Origin of the sequence: Lactovum miscens (assembly GCF_014202895.1) — a bacterium.
GTDB lineage: Bacteria > Bacillota > Bacilli > Lactobacillales > Streptococcaceae > Lactovum > Lactovum miscens.
Window position 1 is genome coordinate 1 of sequence record NZ_JACHHV010000011.1, and the last position, 15,680, is coordinate 15,680.

Below are 15,680 nucleotides of genomic sequence, written 5' to 3' on the forward strand. Positions count from 1 at the left end.
TTTCTACTTGTCTTCTTTCAAATTCAAGTATAAGAAATTCAGGTGTTTTTTTCTTGCTTCAGGTGGCTAAACTAATTTTACAATTTGCCATCAAAAAATAAACATAAAAACATATAAAGAATTATGCATGCATTTCAAAAATATTTGTGGATTTTTCTCAAAGATACAAGATTAGGATACTTTTTATAAAATTTACGTATAATAGAAATGATGAAAATTACTGAGATTAAAAAATTAAAACGTCTCTATTCTGTTAAATTTGATGAAGATATACCTGCCATTGCTAATCTTGGCAATTCTAAATCTTCCAATAAAATTTATGTCACTGAAGACACAATTGTAAAATTTAGATTGTCAAAAGAAACTGACTATGATAATAGTCAAGTTAAATCAATAATTGATTTTGCTAATTATTCTTATGGGAAAAATCTCGCTATTTATTTTATCTCTTTTAAATTTCGTACTTCTGCAGAAGTTTCAAAATATCTGATTGAACACGAAGTTTTGAATAAGGATGTATCTCGAATTTTGATAAAGCTACAGGAGTTGGGATTAATCGACGATGAGAAGTATGCTGAAAGTTTCATTAATGGTAAAATCCTAGCAGCTCAGTCAGGCCCATTCTCAATCAAGCAGAAACTCATCCAAAAAGGACTCTCGGATGATCTTATTGAAAGTAAGTTATCTGAACTTTTTAATGAAGAAAAACAGCTTGAAGTTGCTATAAAAATTGGAGAAAAACAAGCTCGGGCGAAAAAAGCTCGGTTGCCGCTCAAGCAACTCAAATTGAAACTTTCGCAAACACTAGTGAATAAAGGTTTCACTTATAAAATTGCGGAGCAAGCTCTAGATAATCTAAAACTTGAAGCAGATGAAGACAATGAACAAGACTTACTCGTCAAAGAAGCTGAGAGAGTTTATAATCGACTGTCTCAACGTTATGAAGGCTATGATTTGAAACATCGTCTCTCTCAGACATTAGGCCGAAAAGGATTTGACTGGGGTGATATTTCTGACATTCTAACTAATTTTGAGTTTTAATTATATTTCGTAACTTAATTTTTTAATAAATAGACCCTTACTGAATTCTCGGTAAAGGTCTATTTATGGCTTGCAGAAAGAATACTATTTTTTTCTTCTTTTCTTCAAAATTGGATCTACATAATCAATGACAACAATAGAAGGATTTGCGTTTTGTGCATTTTTTTTTAGCTCGTCCCAGATTCTTTGCAAGCTTCTTTTCCTGAATTGAAAACCATCAATCAAAATATTGTAAAAAACATGATTTCCATTTCTCATCATGTTTACCCTTACATTCTTTGCAAGTTCAGCATGATTTTCTAAATTCTGGCTCGCAAATATTCCAATTTGCAGTGAAGAATTATTTGATACTTCCTCAATTTTCATAACCTCAGACCAGGACAAATCTATTATGTGATCTTTATTAGTCATATCCTTAATTCCATTGCCTGATATCTCATACATAAGGTCATTCTTCAGAAATTTTTTAACTTCATTATTAATCATGAGGAGGAAGAAAATTAGTAGGACAATAATAACCACAAAAATTAAAATTGGTGGGTTTTTGAAAATTAAAACACTTAAAAAACCAAGAAAAATTAAAACCTCAATGGTTATTGAAATTCCCCCCCTAATCCTATCGGGGTATACCAGATATTTTGTATTCATTAAATAATGTAATCCTTTTTAGATAGATATTTCTCAGCTTGGCTCAAATCATCAAATTTAAAATCCGAAATGACCATTTTGTCTCTTAAATTATCCAAATTCTTGAGTAATTTGTGTTTTCCATCAAACCCGCCTAACGCTCTGATATCATCTTCTATTAGCACAGAGCGTATTCCTGCAGCTTTAGCCGCCTGAATTCCTACTATTGAATCTTCAAATACTAAACAAGACTCGACTGCTATTTCTGCTAGTCGACTTGCCGCGAGAAATACATCTGGGGCAGGTTTACCTTGTTTCATATCCTGACCAGATACAATGATATCCATCATTCCAGACATTTCTTCCATTTCTAGATATCTCATGATTTTAGGCTTTGAAGTTGAAGAAGCTAAGGCAACTTTTAAACCAGCACTTTTTGCCGAGTTAAGTATTTGAAGCAAGCCCTTCTTTTTGAAAACTCGTTTTTCCTTTTTGAGAATTCCATCTTTTGACCTATTAATCTCGAATCTCCAAGTTCCTACTGGTGCAGTATCTCCATAGAGTTCATGCATTCCTTTCATTATGCCCTTTTCAGTTCTCCCCGTCAAATAATAATAGACATCCGCTGTAACTTGAAAATTATGCATTTGAGCTGACTGTAAATACGCTCTATAAGCAAGACGGCCAGTATCAAACATTAACCCATCCATATCAAATATCAAAAGTTTAATTTTTGTCATCTAATTTACCAAATATTCTGGTTTTTCTCCTTTAACAACAGCTCTAATATCTGTCAAGCACTTCTCCCCCATCCCTTCAAGACATTCGTATGTATAAGCCGATGTATGGGGAGTTACTAAAATTTTTGGATTTCCAAAATATGGATGTGAACTCTCTGCTGGCTCTGATATCATTACATCCGTCGCCAATCCAGCAACTTGTCCTTTTTCAATAGCTGATATAATAGCTTTTTCTTCAATTAGTGCTCCACGTGCCGTATTTGTAATATAAACTCCACTTTTGACTAATTTTAAGGTCTCATAATTTATGATGTTCTCACTTGTTTCATTTAAAGTACAATTCAACGAAATAAAATCTGCTTCCCTCAGAAGAAGTTCAAGCGGAACTAATTCAACCTTATTTTTAATTGCCCATTCATTATCAAGTTTTGGATCCGTGACAAGAACACGACCATTAAAACCATATTTGAAAATTTCAGCTACTCGGCTCCCAATATTACCACAGCCAATCACTCCAAAAGTCTTACCAGTTAGATTATTTCCCATAAAATTTGCCCTATCCGTCCAGTGGCTTTCAATAGCTGCTTTGCTCGAATTACGAGTTTGACGGACTAGTGCCAAAAGGTTTGCCACCGCATTTTCCGCTACTGCATTTCGCTCTACCAAAGGAGGTACGATGGACACAAAAACATTGTGATTTTTGGCAGCCGCAAGATCAATATTGTTATAACCTATCCCATGCCTTGAAATAATAAACAACTCATCTTTATTTTCAAAGAAATCTTTTGTAAAAAATGGGGTTACACTTGAAATGATAATATTGAAACCATTTAACTTTTCTGCTAATTCTCTACCCGAAATCTCATTTGGAACACGAAAGTATTCAACTTTCCCTATTTCTTTTAGTGCTTCAACATGCTTTGGAAAAACTCGTCCAAAGCTGCTCGAATTTACAATTGCAATTTTATATTCCATAATTTTCCCATTCTTTTTTGATTTGTGATATTTTTTACAATCTTTTAAACTAATAAGAAAGCCGCCCCGTAGGACGGCTTGTCGCTACAAAGCCTTTAAAGCCTCTTCTAACGATACTTTTTTTGTATCAGGAACCGTTTGGAAGGTCACTTCAATATTTTTTTCTTCATGAAGTTGCTTAAGAAGCTCTCCATCTTCTCTTGTCAGGCCAACAGTATTAATTACGAATGTTGCATTCGTTTTTTTAGCAATTCCACCAATATTTAAGGCCACAGCAGGAATCCCATGATCAATGACTTCTTTGGCAGCTTTAATTGTTTTGAAAAGCAGAATCACATTGTCTGATCCAAATTGATTTTTCTCCCACTCTTCAATGGCCTCTGTCGTACTAAAGACACCAATCTTTAATCCTGACGATGAATTTGTTGAAATATAAATGTCTTTCATGAAATCATCAGCAGCAGTATCATTATCAACAACGTAAATTGCATTCGTTCCCATGCCTTTAGACCACTTTGTCATAACCTGACCGTGAATCAAGCGATCATCCACACGCAATAAATTAATTTTTCCCATTTCTATCTTCCTCTCTTTAAAAAACTTATATCAATTAGTTGTATACCTTCCTCAGCTGTATTTTTAACGGTGTTGAGCAAAACCTCACTATCTTCAGCTGTTTTATAGAATGTCAGCATCTCGATAAGCATTGGCATATTTACGCCTGTAAATATTTTTTCAACTCCCTTTGACAAGAGATAGAGAGCAACATTAGAGGGACTTCCTCCAAGTAAATCACAAAGTACATATACTTTCTTTCCTTCATTAATGTAATTTTCCACTACTAAACTGGCTTCAGAACGTAAATCTTCAACAGAATCTCCTGGTTTAAGCGCTAAAGCTTTGATATCTTCTTGAGGTCCCATTATCATTTCAGCGCTTTTGACTAACTCAATGCCAAATTGTCCATGAGTAATTATTAATAGTGCACGATTTTCCATGATTTTCCTCCTAATGTTGAATGTTGCAATATTATAGTATTCCAACTGCTGCTAAAACAATTAATGCAATTGTTAAATAAACTAAACCGCGCATAATCTTTAACCCCTTCTTATCAAAGTAGAAGTAAAGTGCCATGATTGCAACAAGAGGAAGCAAGCCTGGAAGGATTTGGTTTAAAATATCTTGGATAACAAAAGCTTTCCCACTAATAGTAAATTTAAGACCTGAAGTAATAGTCACATAACTTGATGCCATTATTCCCATCATAAATAGGCCTAAAACACCTAGTGCATTGATGATTGTTTTTGTACGTTCACCGGTCATAATCTCTTTAGCAGCATTACGCCCAAGTCTATACCCCATTTTAGTGAAGAAATATCCATAGATAAATGTTGCAGTCGCAAAGCAGAGGAAAGGAAGTATCGCTCCAAGCGGATTTCCTTGTTTAGCATAAGGCAAGAAGATCGCAATAAAAATATATTGAATTGTGCCAGAGTCAATGGCGTCGCCAATACCAGCAAGTGGACCCATTAAGCCAACTTTTGTGTTTGAAATCAAACTTGGATCAATTGCCTCATTAACTTTTCCTTCATGAAGTGCTTTTGCACGACTTTCTTCAAGAGAAATCGACATACCTGTTAAGGTACCACCACCCCAAACGGCTTGAGTATTGAAAAACATTAGATGACGTTGATATGCCTCACCACGCATAATTTTATCTTTGTATAGTTTTTTTAGAGCTGGCATCATACCAAACAAAAAGGATGGTGCAAGCATACGGTCAAATGTATGGGGTACTTCATTAGCCCACCACCAACGAAACCAAGATTTCATTAAATCTTTGTTGGTAATTTCGTCGGGCTTGTTTTCAGGCTTTGTCATTACTGAAACATCAGCATGAATCAGTCCTTCCTCATCCATATAATCTTCAATTCTCGTCGATGTTGCTACAACATTTACATTATCTTCAGTCATTTTAATCTTCCTTCTTCATAAATTGAGTATAGAGAACAGCTAAAGCTACACCAATTATGGCATATGTCACTGTGTTAATCTTAAGTGATACAAGAGCCACGCTTACAAAGTATGCAAGGAAGAAATAAACCAAAAGACTCTTTTTACCAATTACATGCATAATAACTGCAATTCCAAGGGCTGCTAATCCGCCACCAACCACTGTCAATATGTGTAAGACTGGTCCATTTGATAAACTCTTAATTACTGATGAGATGGCTGGAGCACCATAATAAAGCGCGATGAAAAGCATTGGCACAAATAAACAAAAGGAAATAACTGCAGGGATTACCATAATGCTTGTTATAAGACCTTTGTCATTGGCTTCGCGGGCAAACTTATCCATTTGACGAGTAAAGAAAGTATTTAAGAAGAAACGGAATTGGTAAAGATAGCTCCCCAAAAGTCCAACTGGTACAGCTATGGCAACAGCTGCTTCTGGTTTCAAGTTACCAATAATCGCTACTGAAACCGCAATTGCTGCTGCAATAGAAGGTTCTGCAGGAAGTGTTCCTCCAGGAGCTACTGTCCCCATGTATATCAATTGGATTGTTGCAGTAACAATCATAGCCTCAGCAACGTGACCAGTTACTAACCCAACTACGAAACCTGTCATTAGTGGACTAAAGCGTAAAGTTAATGTCGCATAACCAAGAATACGCGATTCAACAAGCGCTACCCAAATTGCAATGAGAAGAGCTTGAACTACGGTGAGTGTCATAATATTTTTCTCCTTAAAATTTTTTATTTTTTTTCTACTAAATCAACAGCATGGCCACCAAAACCGTTTCTGAGGGCCGCAACGACCTTACCGGTAAAGGTATCACTTTGCATCGAACGATTTCTCATCATCAGTGAAAGAGCGATAACTGGGGCTGGTACATTATATTCAAGAGCTTCTTCAATTGCCCATTTGCCTTCACCGGATGCATGCATCCGGCCAGCAATTTCAGTAAGTTTTGGATCCTTTTTGAATGCTTCTTCAGCAAGTTCCATCAACCATGATCTAACCACTGAACCATGATTCCATAGGTTTGCAACTTTTTCATAATCATAGTCATAATCAGAGGCTTCTAAAATTTCAAACCCCTCAGCAATTGCTTGCATCATCCCATATTCTATTCCATTATGAATCATTTTAAGATAATGTCCGGATCCAATTTTCCCTGTGAAAAGATAGGCGCCATTTTCTGATAAATCGGCAAAAAGTGGTTCAATTATTTCCCAAGATTCAACATCATTTCCTCCTATCATAAAGTTTCCCGCTCGGCGAGCCCCATCCATTCCGCCAGAGGTTCCTGCATCAAAGAATTTTATTCCATTCTCTTCGAGTAACACATTTTGACGAAGATTTTCCTTATAATTTGAATTTCCTCCATCAATCAAAATATCACCTGCTTTAAGTTTTTTTGATAGTTGAGTCACCATTGAATCAGTGATTTCACCCGCTGGAAGCATCAACCAAATTATTTTTGGATTTGGCAATTTTTCAATTAATTCGTCTATATCCTTTGCTCCAGTAACAAATGATGAATATGAATCAGCATTTTTTACAGCATCAGAATTTAAATCAAACGCCACAATTTTATTTCCATGATCAACCGCGTTTTTCACTAAATTTAGGCCCATTTTCCCAAGACCTATCATTCCAAACTTCATTTTTCCTCCTTGTTAACGCTTACATTAATAGTTTACGAAAAAGTTTTTCTTTTGTCAATAGTAAAATGAAAATTTTTTTCAAAAATTAATCGTTTTATGCCTTTTGCGTAATCTTTTGTGTGATATAATAAATCCAATATGATATCACTGATTAATAGAATTAGATCTTACGAAGATAAACTTAGCAAGTCTGACAAAAGTCTTGCGGAATTCATTTTAGGCAACCCAGTTAAAGCTGGAAAACTGTCGATCCAAGAACTATCAAATTTAACCCATATTTCTATTGCAACGATTTCTAGATTTGCAAAAAAAATTGGCTATCAATCTTACCAGGATTTAAAGTTTGAAATGTCTAGTATTTCTCCCAAAAGAAATGATGATTTTTTTCACGAAATCAATTCTAGCGACAGCCCTCATGAAATGTTGATTAAAAATTTTGGTGCAAATATCGCCTCTCTCCAAGCAACTCAAGCTTTTATCACCGATACCGAAATTGAAAAGTCTGTGGGACTTCTTTTATCTGCCAAAAAATGTGCTTTTCTTGGGCTTGGTGCATCAAACGCGGTTGCTCTCATTGCATATCATCGATTTTTAAAAACTCCAATGACAGCTTTTTTTAGTTCAGATTTCCATTTTCAACAAATGATTGCTGCCAAAATGACAAAAGGGGATTGCGCTATTGTCATCTCTCATAGTGGAAAAAATCGTGACACAATTCGATTGGTAGAAATTTTAAAAGAAAGAAATGTCTCCGTCATTGGAATTACAAGTTTTGCAGGTTCTCCTTTTGCTGAAATGGTGGACATAGCTCTCATTTCAGTTGCTGAGGAAACTAGCTATCGCCTCGAAGCTGTTTCAAGTACACTTTCTCAAATCAGTTTACTTGACAGTTTATTCATGATTTATGGAATACAGAAAAAAAACAAAACGAATGAGGCTCTTGAAAGTATTCATGAAGTCATTCGTAAAACTAGGTTTGATTAAAATATTCTGTCAAAAAAAGTCGATTCATTATGAAATCGACTTTTAATTTGAATATTTTTTTTGGAAATTTGAAATTTTTCTAAAGAGTGGCTGGAGCTGAACAGTTAGCGAATGATAAATTAATGATAGCTCTTGATATATTATGACATTCTTTTGGATGGGTTGTAGGATTCTTACGACATTTTCAGGAGATTCAAGCTTACTCGTCAAACCTAGTGCCTTTTCTGCCATAATCACAGCCGCCAAGCATCCTGCCTCACTGCTTTGAGAGATTTTGATTGGTTTGTCAAAAATATCTGATAAAATTTGAAGCCAGAGCTCCGATTGGGTAAATCCCCCAGTTGCAAAAATTTCATTTATTTCCCCCAAACCTTCAGCTACCTCAGAAAGATTAAAGACAATTCCTTCAAGTATGGCTCGGGCAAGATGGGCTGGCTTATGGCTATAATTAAGGCCATAAAAATCAGCACGAGCATCTGCATCCCATAGAGGGGCTCTTTCTCCACCAAGATAAGGATGAAAAATTAAGCCATTACTTCCGGCTGGCACTGTTGATGCTAAGGTAGTTAAGTCATCAAAACTGTATTTTTTTTCAAAAATTTCTTCCTGCAACCAGCGAAAGACATCACCACCAGAGGTCACAGGGCCACCAGTTACCCAGTGTTCTGCATCTAGTGCGTAGCTGAAAGTTCGCCCTTTTGAGTCTACCTGAGGTTTTTCAGTAACCGAACGAATTGCACCAGAAGTCCCAATTGTTAAAGCTACCTGACCAGTATCTATTGCCGATACCCCAAGATTAGCCAAGGGGCCATCCCCAGCTCCCCAAATAAATCCAGTTTGTTTGGACACCCCCATTTCCTCTGCAAAACCTTGCTCTATAGACACTTCGTATTCATAAGGGCTAACAATAACAGGCAGTAAATCCTTACTTATTCCTGAGAGACTCAAAAGTTCTGAATCCCAGTCCAAAATCTGATTATTTAAGAGTCCCGTTCCACTTGCTACTGAAAGATCTATTTTATTAACAGCAAATAGACGCCAGAAAATATAGCCTTTAATATCTAAAAAATGTGCAGTCTTCTCAAAGATTTCATTTTTTTCGCCCCTTAACCAAAGAATTTTTGATAATGGAGTCATCGGATGAATCGGCGTCCCTGTCCTCTCATAGATTCCTTGAGCATCTGGCTGAGCTTTAAGTTTTTGTGCAAATTTGTCTGAACGTGTGTCTGCCCATGTTATCAAATTGGTCAATTTTTCCCAATTTTTATTCATTGCTATTAATGAATGCATCTGAGAACTAAATGAGACCGCTAAGAGTTCATCATTTTGATTCAAAATTTTTGTTAATTTTGAAATCGTCTCAATAACAGCTAAAAAAATTTCTTCAGGGTCTTCTTCAGCTTTTCCGGTAACATCACGGTATAGTTTATAACCTTTTTCTGATTTACAGACTTGAACCTTTTTCTCATCAAATAGAACCGCCTTTGTGGCTGTTGTCCCTATATCTACACCGATAAAATACTTCATCTTCACCAACCATTCTTTAAAACCATTATATTATATCAGATATAATCTTAGCCAGATTATTTGACCTAAATTTACAAAAGTTATAAGATAGTAAAATAAAGCATTTATGGAGGTTGTCATGGCTTTTGCAAATACCAAACGTCGCTATGCTAGCTTCGGCACAGTTGAAAGTATTCCTGGGGATATCATTGATCTCTTTTGGTATCTGATTGATAATGACTTAAAAGGAGCATTTCCCCTTTCAACAGTGCTTAACTTTGAACTGATACAAACACCTAAAGGACAACTCTCTGTTCGTTTTTCCCAGGATGACATGCCTGAATTTTCTATCTTATTTGATACGAGTTATGGTTTTGATCGACGCTGGCCAAGGTTGTTTCACGCTGTTGACAATACAGGACGTGAAACCATTACAACCCCTGCGGAAATGATTTAATTAAAAAAGCTTGTCCAACGCGACAAGTTTTTTTATACTTTCAATTTTGAAATAATGTTTACCTCTCTTATGAGAGGTAAACATTATTAATTATCTTGATCAGCAACAAATGGAAGTAAAGCCATTATACGTGCACGTTTGATAGCTGTTACAACTTTACGTTGGTTACGAGCTGAAGTTCCAGTCACACGACGTGGCAAGATTTTTCCACGTTCAGAGATGAAACGTGAAAGCAATTCAGTATCTTTATAATCGACATATTCGATTTTGTTGGCTGCAATAAAGTCAACTTTTTTGCGGCGCTTAAAGCCTCCGCGGCGTTTATCAAATGCCATTTAAATTCTCCTTATATTGTTGTTTGTTCGATCTTAGAATGGAAGATCGTCGTCTGAAATCTCCATTGGGCTTCCGCTTGAAAATGGATCAGAATCGCGTCCGAAATCTGGAACTGGTGCACTTGGTTGAGATGCAGAACGGTTAGTAGAGGAACTTTGTCCTCCTGCTGACGGCGCAGGATAGTTTCCAGCACCTGTGCCCGCAGCATCACGCGTTGTACGGCTTTCCAACATTTGAAAATTATCAACTACCACCTCTGTCACGTAAACACGTTGACCTTGTTGATTTTCATAATTTCGAGTTTGGATAGAGCCAACAATACCTATTAAAGCGCCCTTTTTTGCCCAGTTAGCCAAATTTTCAGCAGCTTGGCGCCAAATGACACAGTTGATAAAATCCGCTTCACGCTCGCCAGCTGCATTCTTAAAACGCCGATTTACCGCGATTGAAAAAGTAGCAACAGCCGTATTTTGGCCAGTATAGCGGAGTTCAGGGTCTCGTGTCAAACGACCTACGAGAGTTACATTGTTAATCATGTAAACCTTCTGTTTAAATTATTCAGCTTCAACTGTTGCTTCTGCAGCAGGTGCAGCAATTTCTTCAGCGACTTCTGTATCTTCAGTTTTTGCTTTACGAGAAGCTTTTGGAGCTTTTGGTGCAACAAATTCTTCGACAATTACAAACATGTGACGCAAGATGTCCGGGCTGATTTTTGCTAAACGATCAAATTCGCTAAGAGCAGCAGAATCTGATTCAGCTTCAAGATTTATGATTTGGTAGATACCTTCTTTAAAATCTTTAACTTCGTAGGCAAGGCGACGTTTTTCCCAAGTCTTAGACTCAACGATAGTAGCACCGTTATCTGTCAAAACTCCATCAAAACGCTCAACCAGAGCAGTTTTTGCGGCATCATCAATGTTTGGGCGAATGATATAAAGTAGTTCGTATTTAGTCATTGTTGATTTCCTCCTTTTGGTCTTATGTCGTGTGATCGAGACACACGAAAGATGAGCTTTTTACTCACGAACATTAATTCTAACAGAATAAATTAAAAATCGCAAGCAGCGATACTCACGACTTTATATATTCACCTTCTGTTAAAGCGATCCACCAGTTACAACAATAATAATTGCGATCATAATTAAAATTAAACCAAGTGCAATTCGATACTTTCCAAAAAAAGTAAAATCGTGCTTTTTAACATAATCTATTAACCATCGAATAGTGAACATTGAAACGATAAAAGCCACGACAAAGGCAATCAATAAAATCAGAATTTGGTAAAAACCAATTGAATTACCACTCGTAAAGTATTTGACAATTTTTAATCCGCTGGCACCAATCATGACTGGAATACCCAAGAAAAAGCTAAATTCAGCTCCCGCAGCACGACTAATACCAAGCAATAGAGCTCCAACTATGGTCGCTCCTGAACGAGAAGTCCCAGGAATTAATGACAAAACTTGGAAACCACCAATGATTAAGGCCATTTTATAGGAAATCTGTCCAACCCGAGTAACTGAGAATTCATGAGCTGGTACCCAATAGCGTTCAACCACAATGAAGGCGACACCATAAATTATCAACATAATTGCGACTGGGACAAATTTATTAAAATTTGCATCCAACCAGTCGTTGAGTGGAAGGCCAATCACTGCTGCTGGAATACAAGCAATCAATACTTTTGCCCAGAGTTGCCACGTATGTTGTACCTCTTTTTTTGATTTGGTTCTGGAAAAAGGGTTCAATTTATGAAAATAGATAACTAAAACTGAGAGAATTGCACCAAGTTGGATGACAACATCAAACATGGCTTTGAAAGCTGCGGACTGATTAAGTCCCCAAAAACTTTCAACAATTATTAAGTGTCCCGTTGAAGAAATGGGTAACCACTCAGTTACTCCCTCGACAATGCCGAGAACGAACGCTTTGATAATATCCATGGGGTAATTATATAGCAAATATATTAATTTAACAAGAAATATTGTTTTTTTATGGACTATTTTCAGAAAATTTTAATATTTTGCTTGACAGTACTTTTGCCTTATGCTACACTTAAAAACATCGAAGAGGTTGCAACTCATGAAGAGTAGGCTGTATGAGCAAGGCATTGCTATGATGCAGTCGAAAGGTATGGTTGCCGAAAGGTTTGACTGGCAAGTCAAAAGCTTGGGCTAATGGAGAAAATCCCTTAGACTGTCGCTATTAAGTTTTAGCGGTGCGCTTTGTTGGAAGAATTTTATTTAAATAATTACATACTTTCAATAACCCTGTAATCGTTAAAATCTAGCTCTTTGAACTAGATTTTTTATTTTGCATAACTGCAAAACACTATTAAGGAGTAATTATCTTATGAAAAAGATATTCACAATGTTGATTGCCTTCTTTACGATCTTTGGTCTACTATCATTTGTTAGCACCTCTGCCAATGCGGCAAGTCAACAAAAGGAATTCCAAGTTGGTATGGAAGCTGCTTATCCTCCATTTAACTGGACACAAGACACAGCAGCCAACGGAGCTTACCCAATTGAAGGATCAAAACAATTTGCCAATGGGTATGATGTTCAAACCGCAAAAGCCATTGCTGCTAAATTGGGCAGGAAATTAGTTATTGTAAAATCAAAATGGGATGGTCTAATTCCTGCTCTAACATCTGGAAAAATTGATGCCATTATTGCTGGCATGAGTCCAACTCCAGAACGTGCCCAAGCCATTAACTTTTCACAAGCTTATGAAACTGGGCAAATGGGTGTCATTGTAAAAAAGGGGAGTCAATTTGCTTCATCAACTGACATTGTTGGATTCGCTGGAGCAAAAATCACTGCTCAACAGGGTACCTTCCATTATGACTTGATTGATCAACTCAAGGGCGTCAACAAACAACCTGCTATGGGTGACTTCTCAGCCATGCGCGTAGCTCTCAGCTCAGGTGTCATTGATGGTTACATCGCAGAACGTGTTGAGGGATTGACCGCAACTGCAAAAGAACCTAACTTTCAATTTATTGATCTTTCAGGAAAGGGTGGGTTTACGACCGACCCTTCAATGATGGTCTCTTCAGTTGGTCTTCGTAAGAATGATACAGCTGATCTGAAAATTATTAACTCTTATTTAAAGAGTTGGTCAAAGTCTAACCAAACAATTCTTATGGACAAAATGGTCAAACTTCAAAGCCACCCTGATACAATCAATGGATTCTGGAATCAAGTGTCCTTTATCTGGTCACAAAACTGGAAGAATTTGATTGATTCCGTTGGTATGACACTCCTTCTTTCAATCATCGGAACAATTATTGGTTTTGTAATCGGTCTCTTAATCGGCGTCTTCCGTACAATGGATAAAAACTCCAGTGCCTTTGGCCGTTGGATTCATCGCATTATCGGTTGGGTTCTTAATATCTACATAGAAATCTTCCGTGGCACACCTATGATGGTTCAAGCTATGGTAATCTACTATGGTTCAGCTCAATTTTTACATTTAAATATTGATCGACTTTTCGCTGCATTCTTGATTGTCTCAATTAATACTGGTGCTTACATGTCAGAAATCGTCCGTGGTGGTATCTATTCAGTAGATGAAGGTCAATTTGAGGCTGCCCATGCACTTGGATTTACCCATTGGCAGACTATGTATAAGATTGTCTTACCACAAGCAATTCGCAATATTCTACCAGCAGTTGGAAACGAGTTTGTCATCAACATCAAAGATACTTCCGTTTTAAATGTTATCTCTGTTAGTGAGCTTTATTTTATGGGTAATACAATTGCACAGCAAAATTATCAATACTTTCAGACGTTCTTCATCATCTCTGGAATTTACTTGATTCTAACATTCTCAATCACCCGCATCCTACGTAGTATTGAATATTTCCTAAATCGAACCAGTAAGACTACTATTAGTAGGGAGTTTCCTGAAAATACAACTGGTGTAAACCAAATGCGAATTTAAAGAAAGGACTTGATAAGATGGAAAATGAAGTAATTTTAGAAATCAAGCATTTAAAAAAGTCTTTCGGTGAAAATGAGGTCTTGAAAGACATTAACTTAACAGTAAAGAAGGGTGAAGTCATATCTATCATTGGTTCTTCTGGCTCTGGTAAATCAACTATGCTTCGCTCAATCAACCTTTTAGAAGTTCCAACTGATGGCGAAATTATTTATCAAGGTGAAAATGTCTTACTGAAAGGTTATAACCTCGCTCAATATCGTACTCACATGGGGATGGTCTTCCAAAGTTTCAATCTTTTTGCCAATTTGACGGCTTTCCAAAATGTAGTTGTTGGACAGATGACAGTCTTGAAACGCAACAAAGCTGAGGCTGAGAAAATTGCAATTGAGAATCTTGAAAAGGTGGGAATGGCAGCTTTTAAGAAAGCCAAACCTTCTCAACTTTCTGGGGGACAAATGCAACGTGTTGCAATAGCTCGCGCCCTTTCAATGAATCCAGATGTTCTTCTATTTGATGAGCCAACTTCTGCCCTTGACCCAGAAATGGTAGGCGAAGTCTTGATAACCATAAAGGAGTTGGCCAATACAGGTTTGACAATGATAATTGTTACCCACGAGATGCAATTTGCACGTGAAGTTTCTGATCGTGTGATCTTTATGGAAAAAGGTGTCATCGCTGAGGAAGGCACACCTGATCAACTCTTCGGGAATCCTCAAGAAGCGCGTACTCGTGAGTTCTTAACTCGTTATCTTGACTAACCGCTTTGTGGGAAATAAAAAGTGTTCGAATGAGAACATTCAGACTATAGATAAATTCATCAACATTTTGGTGGATTTTCTTGTTAGATTGTTTATTTTGAAGATTTGGACTAATCTTGGGTAAAAAAATAAGCGCCAGTTCGTATAAAACTTCACCTATCCTTTTGATACTTGTGCCTCAACCCATGAAGTTCTTTCGCAGTGCCAATAGGCAAACTTTCATTCGTTTCTGTTTGTTACAAGCTCCTTCACAAAATCAAATTCTTAAAGCTTTTTCCAAGCTTCTAAATCATCTTTCCTAACATGCGTGGCATGAACTTTGGCATAGTTGTATTTGAAGTTGACTTTTTGGAAAAACTCTCCATAGAAAATTTATTAATTATTAAGAGGACAGTTTCTTAAAATGATAGACTTAGTTTTTTTATTAAAGGTTTAGAATAGAGGAATTTCCTCATCCAGTAGAAGATTTAAAAAAATAGCGATAAGTATGAACCATTTTAATAATCTAGCGCATACCTTGTATATTTCTCAGTATTGTAAAAATAGAAATGTTAATCTTGAGTAAAAAAAGGTCAAATAAAAGTCAACCGTTTCCCCATCCTAAAGCGATTCAATGAGATCATAGATGAAATCAAA

General features: G+C 36.6%; 17 protein-coding genes, 1 pseudogene and 1 riboswitch. Of the genes and pseudogenes, 5 read left to right on the forward strand and 13 right to left on the reverse strand.

Features of this window, described 5'->3' with window-relative positions; translation table 11 throughout:
• Positions 1-207: 207 nt before the first annotated feature.
• Positions 208-1,041, forward strand: coding sequence for a recombination regulator RecX (gene recX / locus HNQ37_RS04015; protein WP_183539541.1), 834 nt, complete (start codon positions 208-210; stop codon positions 1,039-1,041).
• An 84-nt stretch (positions 1,042-1,125) separates the two neighbouring features.
• Here the strand turns inward: recX and HNQ37_RS04020 are convergent, their stop codons facing one another.
• From HNQ37_RS04020 to gnd, 8 genes are all read right to left on the reverse strand, one after another.
• On the reverse strand, positions 1,126-1,689 hold the full coding sequence (locus HNQ37_RS04020; protein ID WP_183539544.1) for a hypothetical protein: 564 nt from the start codon (positions 1,687-1,689) through the stop codon (positions 1,126-1,128).
• Positions 1,689-2,408 (reverse strand): HAD family hydrolase, encoded by a 720-nt coding sequence (locus HNQ37_RS04025; RefSeq protein WP_183539546.1) that lies wholly within the window; start codon positions 2,406-2,408, stop codon positions 1,689-1,691. The genes HNQ37_RS04020 and HNQ37_RS04025 overlap by 1 nt, the downstream gene beginning before the upstream one ends.
• Positions 2,409-3,383 (reverse strand): D-isomer specific 2-hydroxyacid dehydrogenase family protein, encoded by a 975-nt coding sequence (locus HNQ37_RS04030; RefSeq protein ID WP_183539548.1) that lies wholly within the window; start codon positions 3,381-3,383, stop codon positions 2,409-2,411.
• An 84-nt stretch (positions 3,384-3,467) separates the two neighbouring features.
• Complete coding sequence (locus HNQ37_RS04035; protein ID WP_183539550.1) at positions 3,468-3,959, reverse strand: PTS sugar transporter subunit IIB; 492 nt, start codon at positions 3,957-3,959, stop codon at positions 3,468-3,470.
• Between the two features lie 2 nt (positions 3,960-3,961).
• Positions 3,962-4,381 (reverse strand): PTS sugar transporter subunit IIA, encoded by a 420-nt coding sequence (locus HNQ37_RS04040; protein ID WP_183539552.1) that lies wholly within the window; start codon positions 4,379-4,381, stop codon positions 3,962-3,964.
• Between the two features lie 31 nt (positions 4,382-4,412).
• Positions 4,413-5,303, reverse strand: a complete 891-nt coding sequence (locus HNQ37_RS04045) for a PTS system mannose/fructose/sorbose family transporter subunit IID (RefSeq protein WP_183539612.1) — start codon at positions 5,301-5,303, stop codon at positions 4,413-4,415.
• A gap of 55 nt (positions 5,304-5,358) precedes the next feature.
• Positions 5,359-6,120 carry a PTS sugar transporter subunit IIC gene (locus HNQ37_RS04050; RefSeq protein ID WP_183539614.1) on the reverse strand — a complete coding sequence of 254 codons (762 nt, stop codon included), beginning with the start codon at positions 6,118-6,120 and terminating at the stop codon, positions 5,359-5,361.
• A gap of 20 nt (positions 6,121-6,140) precedes the next feature.
• Positions 6,141-7,055: a phosphogluconate dehydrogenase (NAD(+)-dependent, decarboxylating) gene (gnd, locus tag HNQ37_RS04055; RefSeq protein WP_183539553.1), complete on the reverse strand. Its 915-nt coding sequence runs from the start codon at positions 7,053-7,055 to the stop codon at positions 6,141-6,143.
• Between the two features lie 138 nt (positions 7,056-7,193).
• Here gnd and HNQ37_RS04060 point away from each other — a divergent pair, with 138 nt between their 5' ends.
• Positions 7,194-8,039 carry a MurR/RpiR family transcriptional regulator gene (locus HNQ37_RS04060; RefSeq protein WP_183539554.1) on the forward strand — a complete coding sequence of 282 codons (846 nt, stop codon included), beginning with the start codon at positions 7,194-7,196 and terminating at the stop codon, positions 8,037-8,039.
• A gap of 42 nt (positions 8,040-8,081) precedes the next feature.
• Here HNQ37_RS04060 and HNQ37_RS04065 read toward each other — a convergent pair whose 3' ends face one another.
• Positions 8,082-9,566, reverse strand: coding sequence for an FGGY family carbohydrate kinase (locus HNQ37_RS04065; RefSeq protein ID WP_183539555.1), 1,485 nt, complete (start codon positions 9,564-9,566; stop codon positions 8,082-8,084).
• A gap of 118 nt (positions 9,567-9,684) precedes the next feature.
• Between HNQ37_RS04065 and HNQ37_RS04070 the strand changes: the two genes are divergently transcribed.
• On the forward strand, positions 9,685-10,002 hold the full coding sequence (locus HNQ37_RS04070) for a DUF960 domain-containing protein (protein WP_183539556.1): 318 nt from the start codon (positions 9,685-9,687) through the stop codon (positions 10,000-10,002).
• Between the two features lie 86 nt (positions 10,003-10,088).
• On the opposite strand, the gene rpsR is transcribed toward HNQ37_RS04070, so the two are convergent.
• The 4 genes and pseudogenes from rpsR to HNQ37_RS04090 form a co-directional block, all read right to left on the reverse strand.
• On the reverse strand, positions 10,089-10,337 hold the full coding sequence (rpsR, locus tag HNQ37_RS04075; protein WP_183539557.1) for a 30S ribosomal protein S18: 249 nt from the start codon (positions 10,335-10,337) through the stop codon (positions 10,089-10,091).
• 33 nt (positions 10,338-10,370) lie between these two features.
• Positions 10,371-10,874 carry a single-stranded DNA-binding protein gene (ssb, locus tag HNQ37_RS04080; RefSeq protein WP_183539558.1) on the reverse strand — a complete coding sequence of 168 codons (504 nt, stop codon included), beginning with the start codon at positions 10,872-10,874 and terminating at the stop codon, positions 10,371-10,373.
• A 141-nt stretch (positions 10,875-11,015) separates the two neighbouring features.
• Positions 11,016-11,294: pseudogene (rpsF, locus tag HNQ37_RS04085) on the reverse strand (30S ribosomal protein S6); the annotation flags it as partial.
• A gap of 141 nt (positions 11,295-11,435) precedes the next feature.
• Positions 11,436-12,281: an undecaprenyl-diphosphate phosphatase gene (locus HNQ37_RS04090; RefSeq protein WP_183539561.1), complete on the reverse strand. Its 846-nt coding sequence runs from the start codon at positions 12,279-12,281 to the stop codon at positions 11,436-11,438.
• 116 nt (positions 12,282-12,397) lie between these two features.
• Positions 12,398-12,572, forward strand: a riboswitch (Lysine riboswitch).
• Positions 12,573-12,690: 118 nt separating this feature from the next.
• Between HNQ37_RS04090 and HNQ37_RS04095 the strand changes: the two genes are divergently transcribed.
• The gene (locus tag HNQ37_RS04095) at positions 12,691-14,286 is read left to right on the forward strand and encodes an ABC transporter substrate-binding protein/permease (protein ID WP_183539562.1); all 1,596 of its coding nucleotides are present in this window, start codon (positions 12,691-12,693) and stop codon (positions 14,284-14,286) included.
• A gap of 17 nt (positions 14,287-14,303) precedes the next feature.
• Positions 14,304-15,044, forward strand: a complete 741-nt coding sequence (locus tag HNQ37_RS04100; RefSeq protein WP_183539563.1) for an amino acid ABC transporter ATP-binding protein — start codon at positions 14,304-14,306, stop codon at positions 15,042-15,044.
• The last annotated feature ends 636 nt before the right edge of the window (positions 15,045-15,680 follow it).

Bases quoted from the DNA above. Each gene is read 5' to 3' on its own strand.
- recX (WP_183539541.1), top strand. From the start codon at position 208: ATGATGAAAATTACTGAGATTAAAAAATTAAAACGTCTCTATTCTGTT.
- HNQ37_RS04020 (WP_183539544.1), bottom strand. From the start codon at position 1,689: ATGAATACAAAATATCTGGTATACCCCGATAGGATTAGGGGGGGAATT.
- HNQ37_RS04025 (WP_183539546.1), bottom strand. From the start codon at position 2,408: ATGACAAAAATTAAACTTTTGATATTTGATATGGATGGGTTAATGTTT.
- HNQ37_RS04030 (WP_183539548.1), bottom strand. From the start codon at position 3,383: ATGGAATATAAAATTGCAATTGTAAATTCGAGCAGCTTTGGACGAGTT.
- HNQ37_RS04035 (WP_183539550.1), bottom strand. From the start codon at position 3,959: ATGGGAAAAATTAATTTATTGCGTGTGGATGATCGCTTGATTCACGGT.
- HNQ37_RS04040 (WP_183539552.1), bottom strand. From the start codon at position 4,381: ATGGAAAATCGTGCACTATTAATAATTACTCATGGACAATTTGGCATT.
- HNQ37_RS04045 (WP_183539612.1), bottom strand. From the start codon at position 5,303: ATGGATGAGGAAGGACTGATTCATGCTGATGTTTCAGTAATGACAAAG.
- gnd (WP_183539553.1), bottom strand. From the start codon at position 7,055: ATGAAGTTTGGAATGATAGGTCTTGGGAAAATGGGCCTAAATTTAGTG.
- HNQ37_RS04060 (WP_183539554.1), top strand. From the start codon at position 7,194: ATGATATCACTGATTAATAGAATTAGATCTTACGAAGATAAACTTAGC.
- HNQ37_RS04065 (WP_183539555.1), bottom strand. From the start codon at position 9,566: ATGAAGTATTTTATCGGTGTAGATATAGGGACAACAGCCACAAAGGCG.
- HNQ37_RS04070 (WP_183539556.1), top strand. From the start codon at position 9,685: ATGGCTTTTGCAAATACCAAACGTCGCTATGCTAGCTTCGGCACAGTT.
- rpsR (WP_183539557.1), bottom strand. From the start codon at position 10,337: ATGGCATTTGATAAACGCCGCGGAGGCTTTAAGCGCCGCAAAAAAGTT.
- ssb (WP_183539558.1), bottom strand. From the start codon at position 10,874: ATGATTAACAATGTAACTCTCGTAGGTCGTTTGACACGAGACCCTGAA.
- HNQ37_RS04090 (WP_183539561.1), bottom strand. From the start codon at position 12,281: ATGGATATTATCAAAGCGTTCGTTCTCGGCATTGTCGAGGGAGTAACT.
- HNQ37_RS04095 (WP_183539562.1), top strand. From the start codon at position 12,691: ATGAAAAAGATATTCACAATGTTGATTGCCTTCTTTACGATCTTTGGT.
- HNQ37_RS04100 (WP_183539563.1), top strand. From the start codon at position 14,304: ATGGAAAATGAAGTAATTTTAGAAATCAAGCATTTAAAAAAGTCTTTC.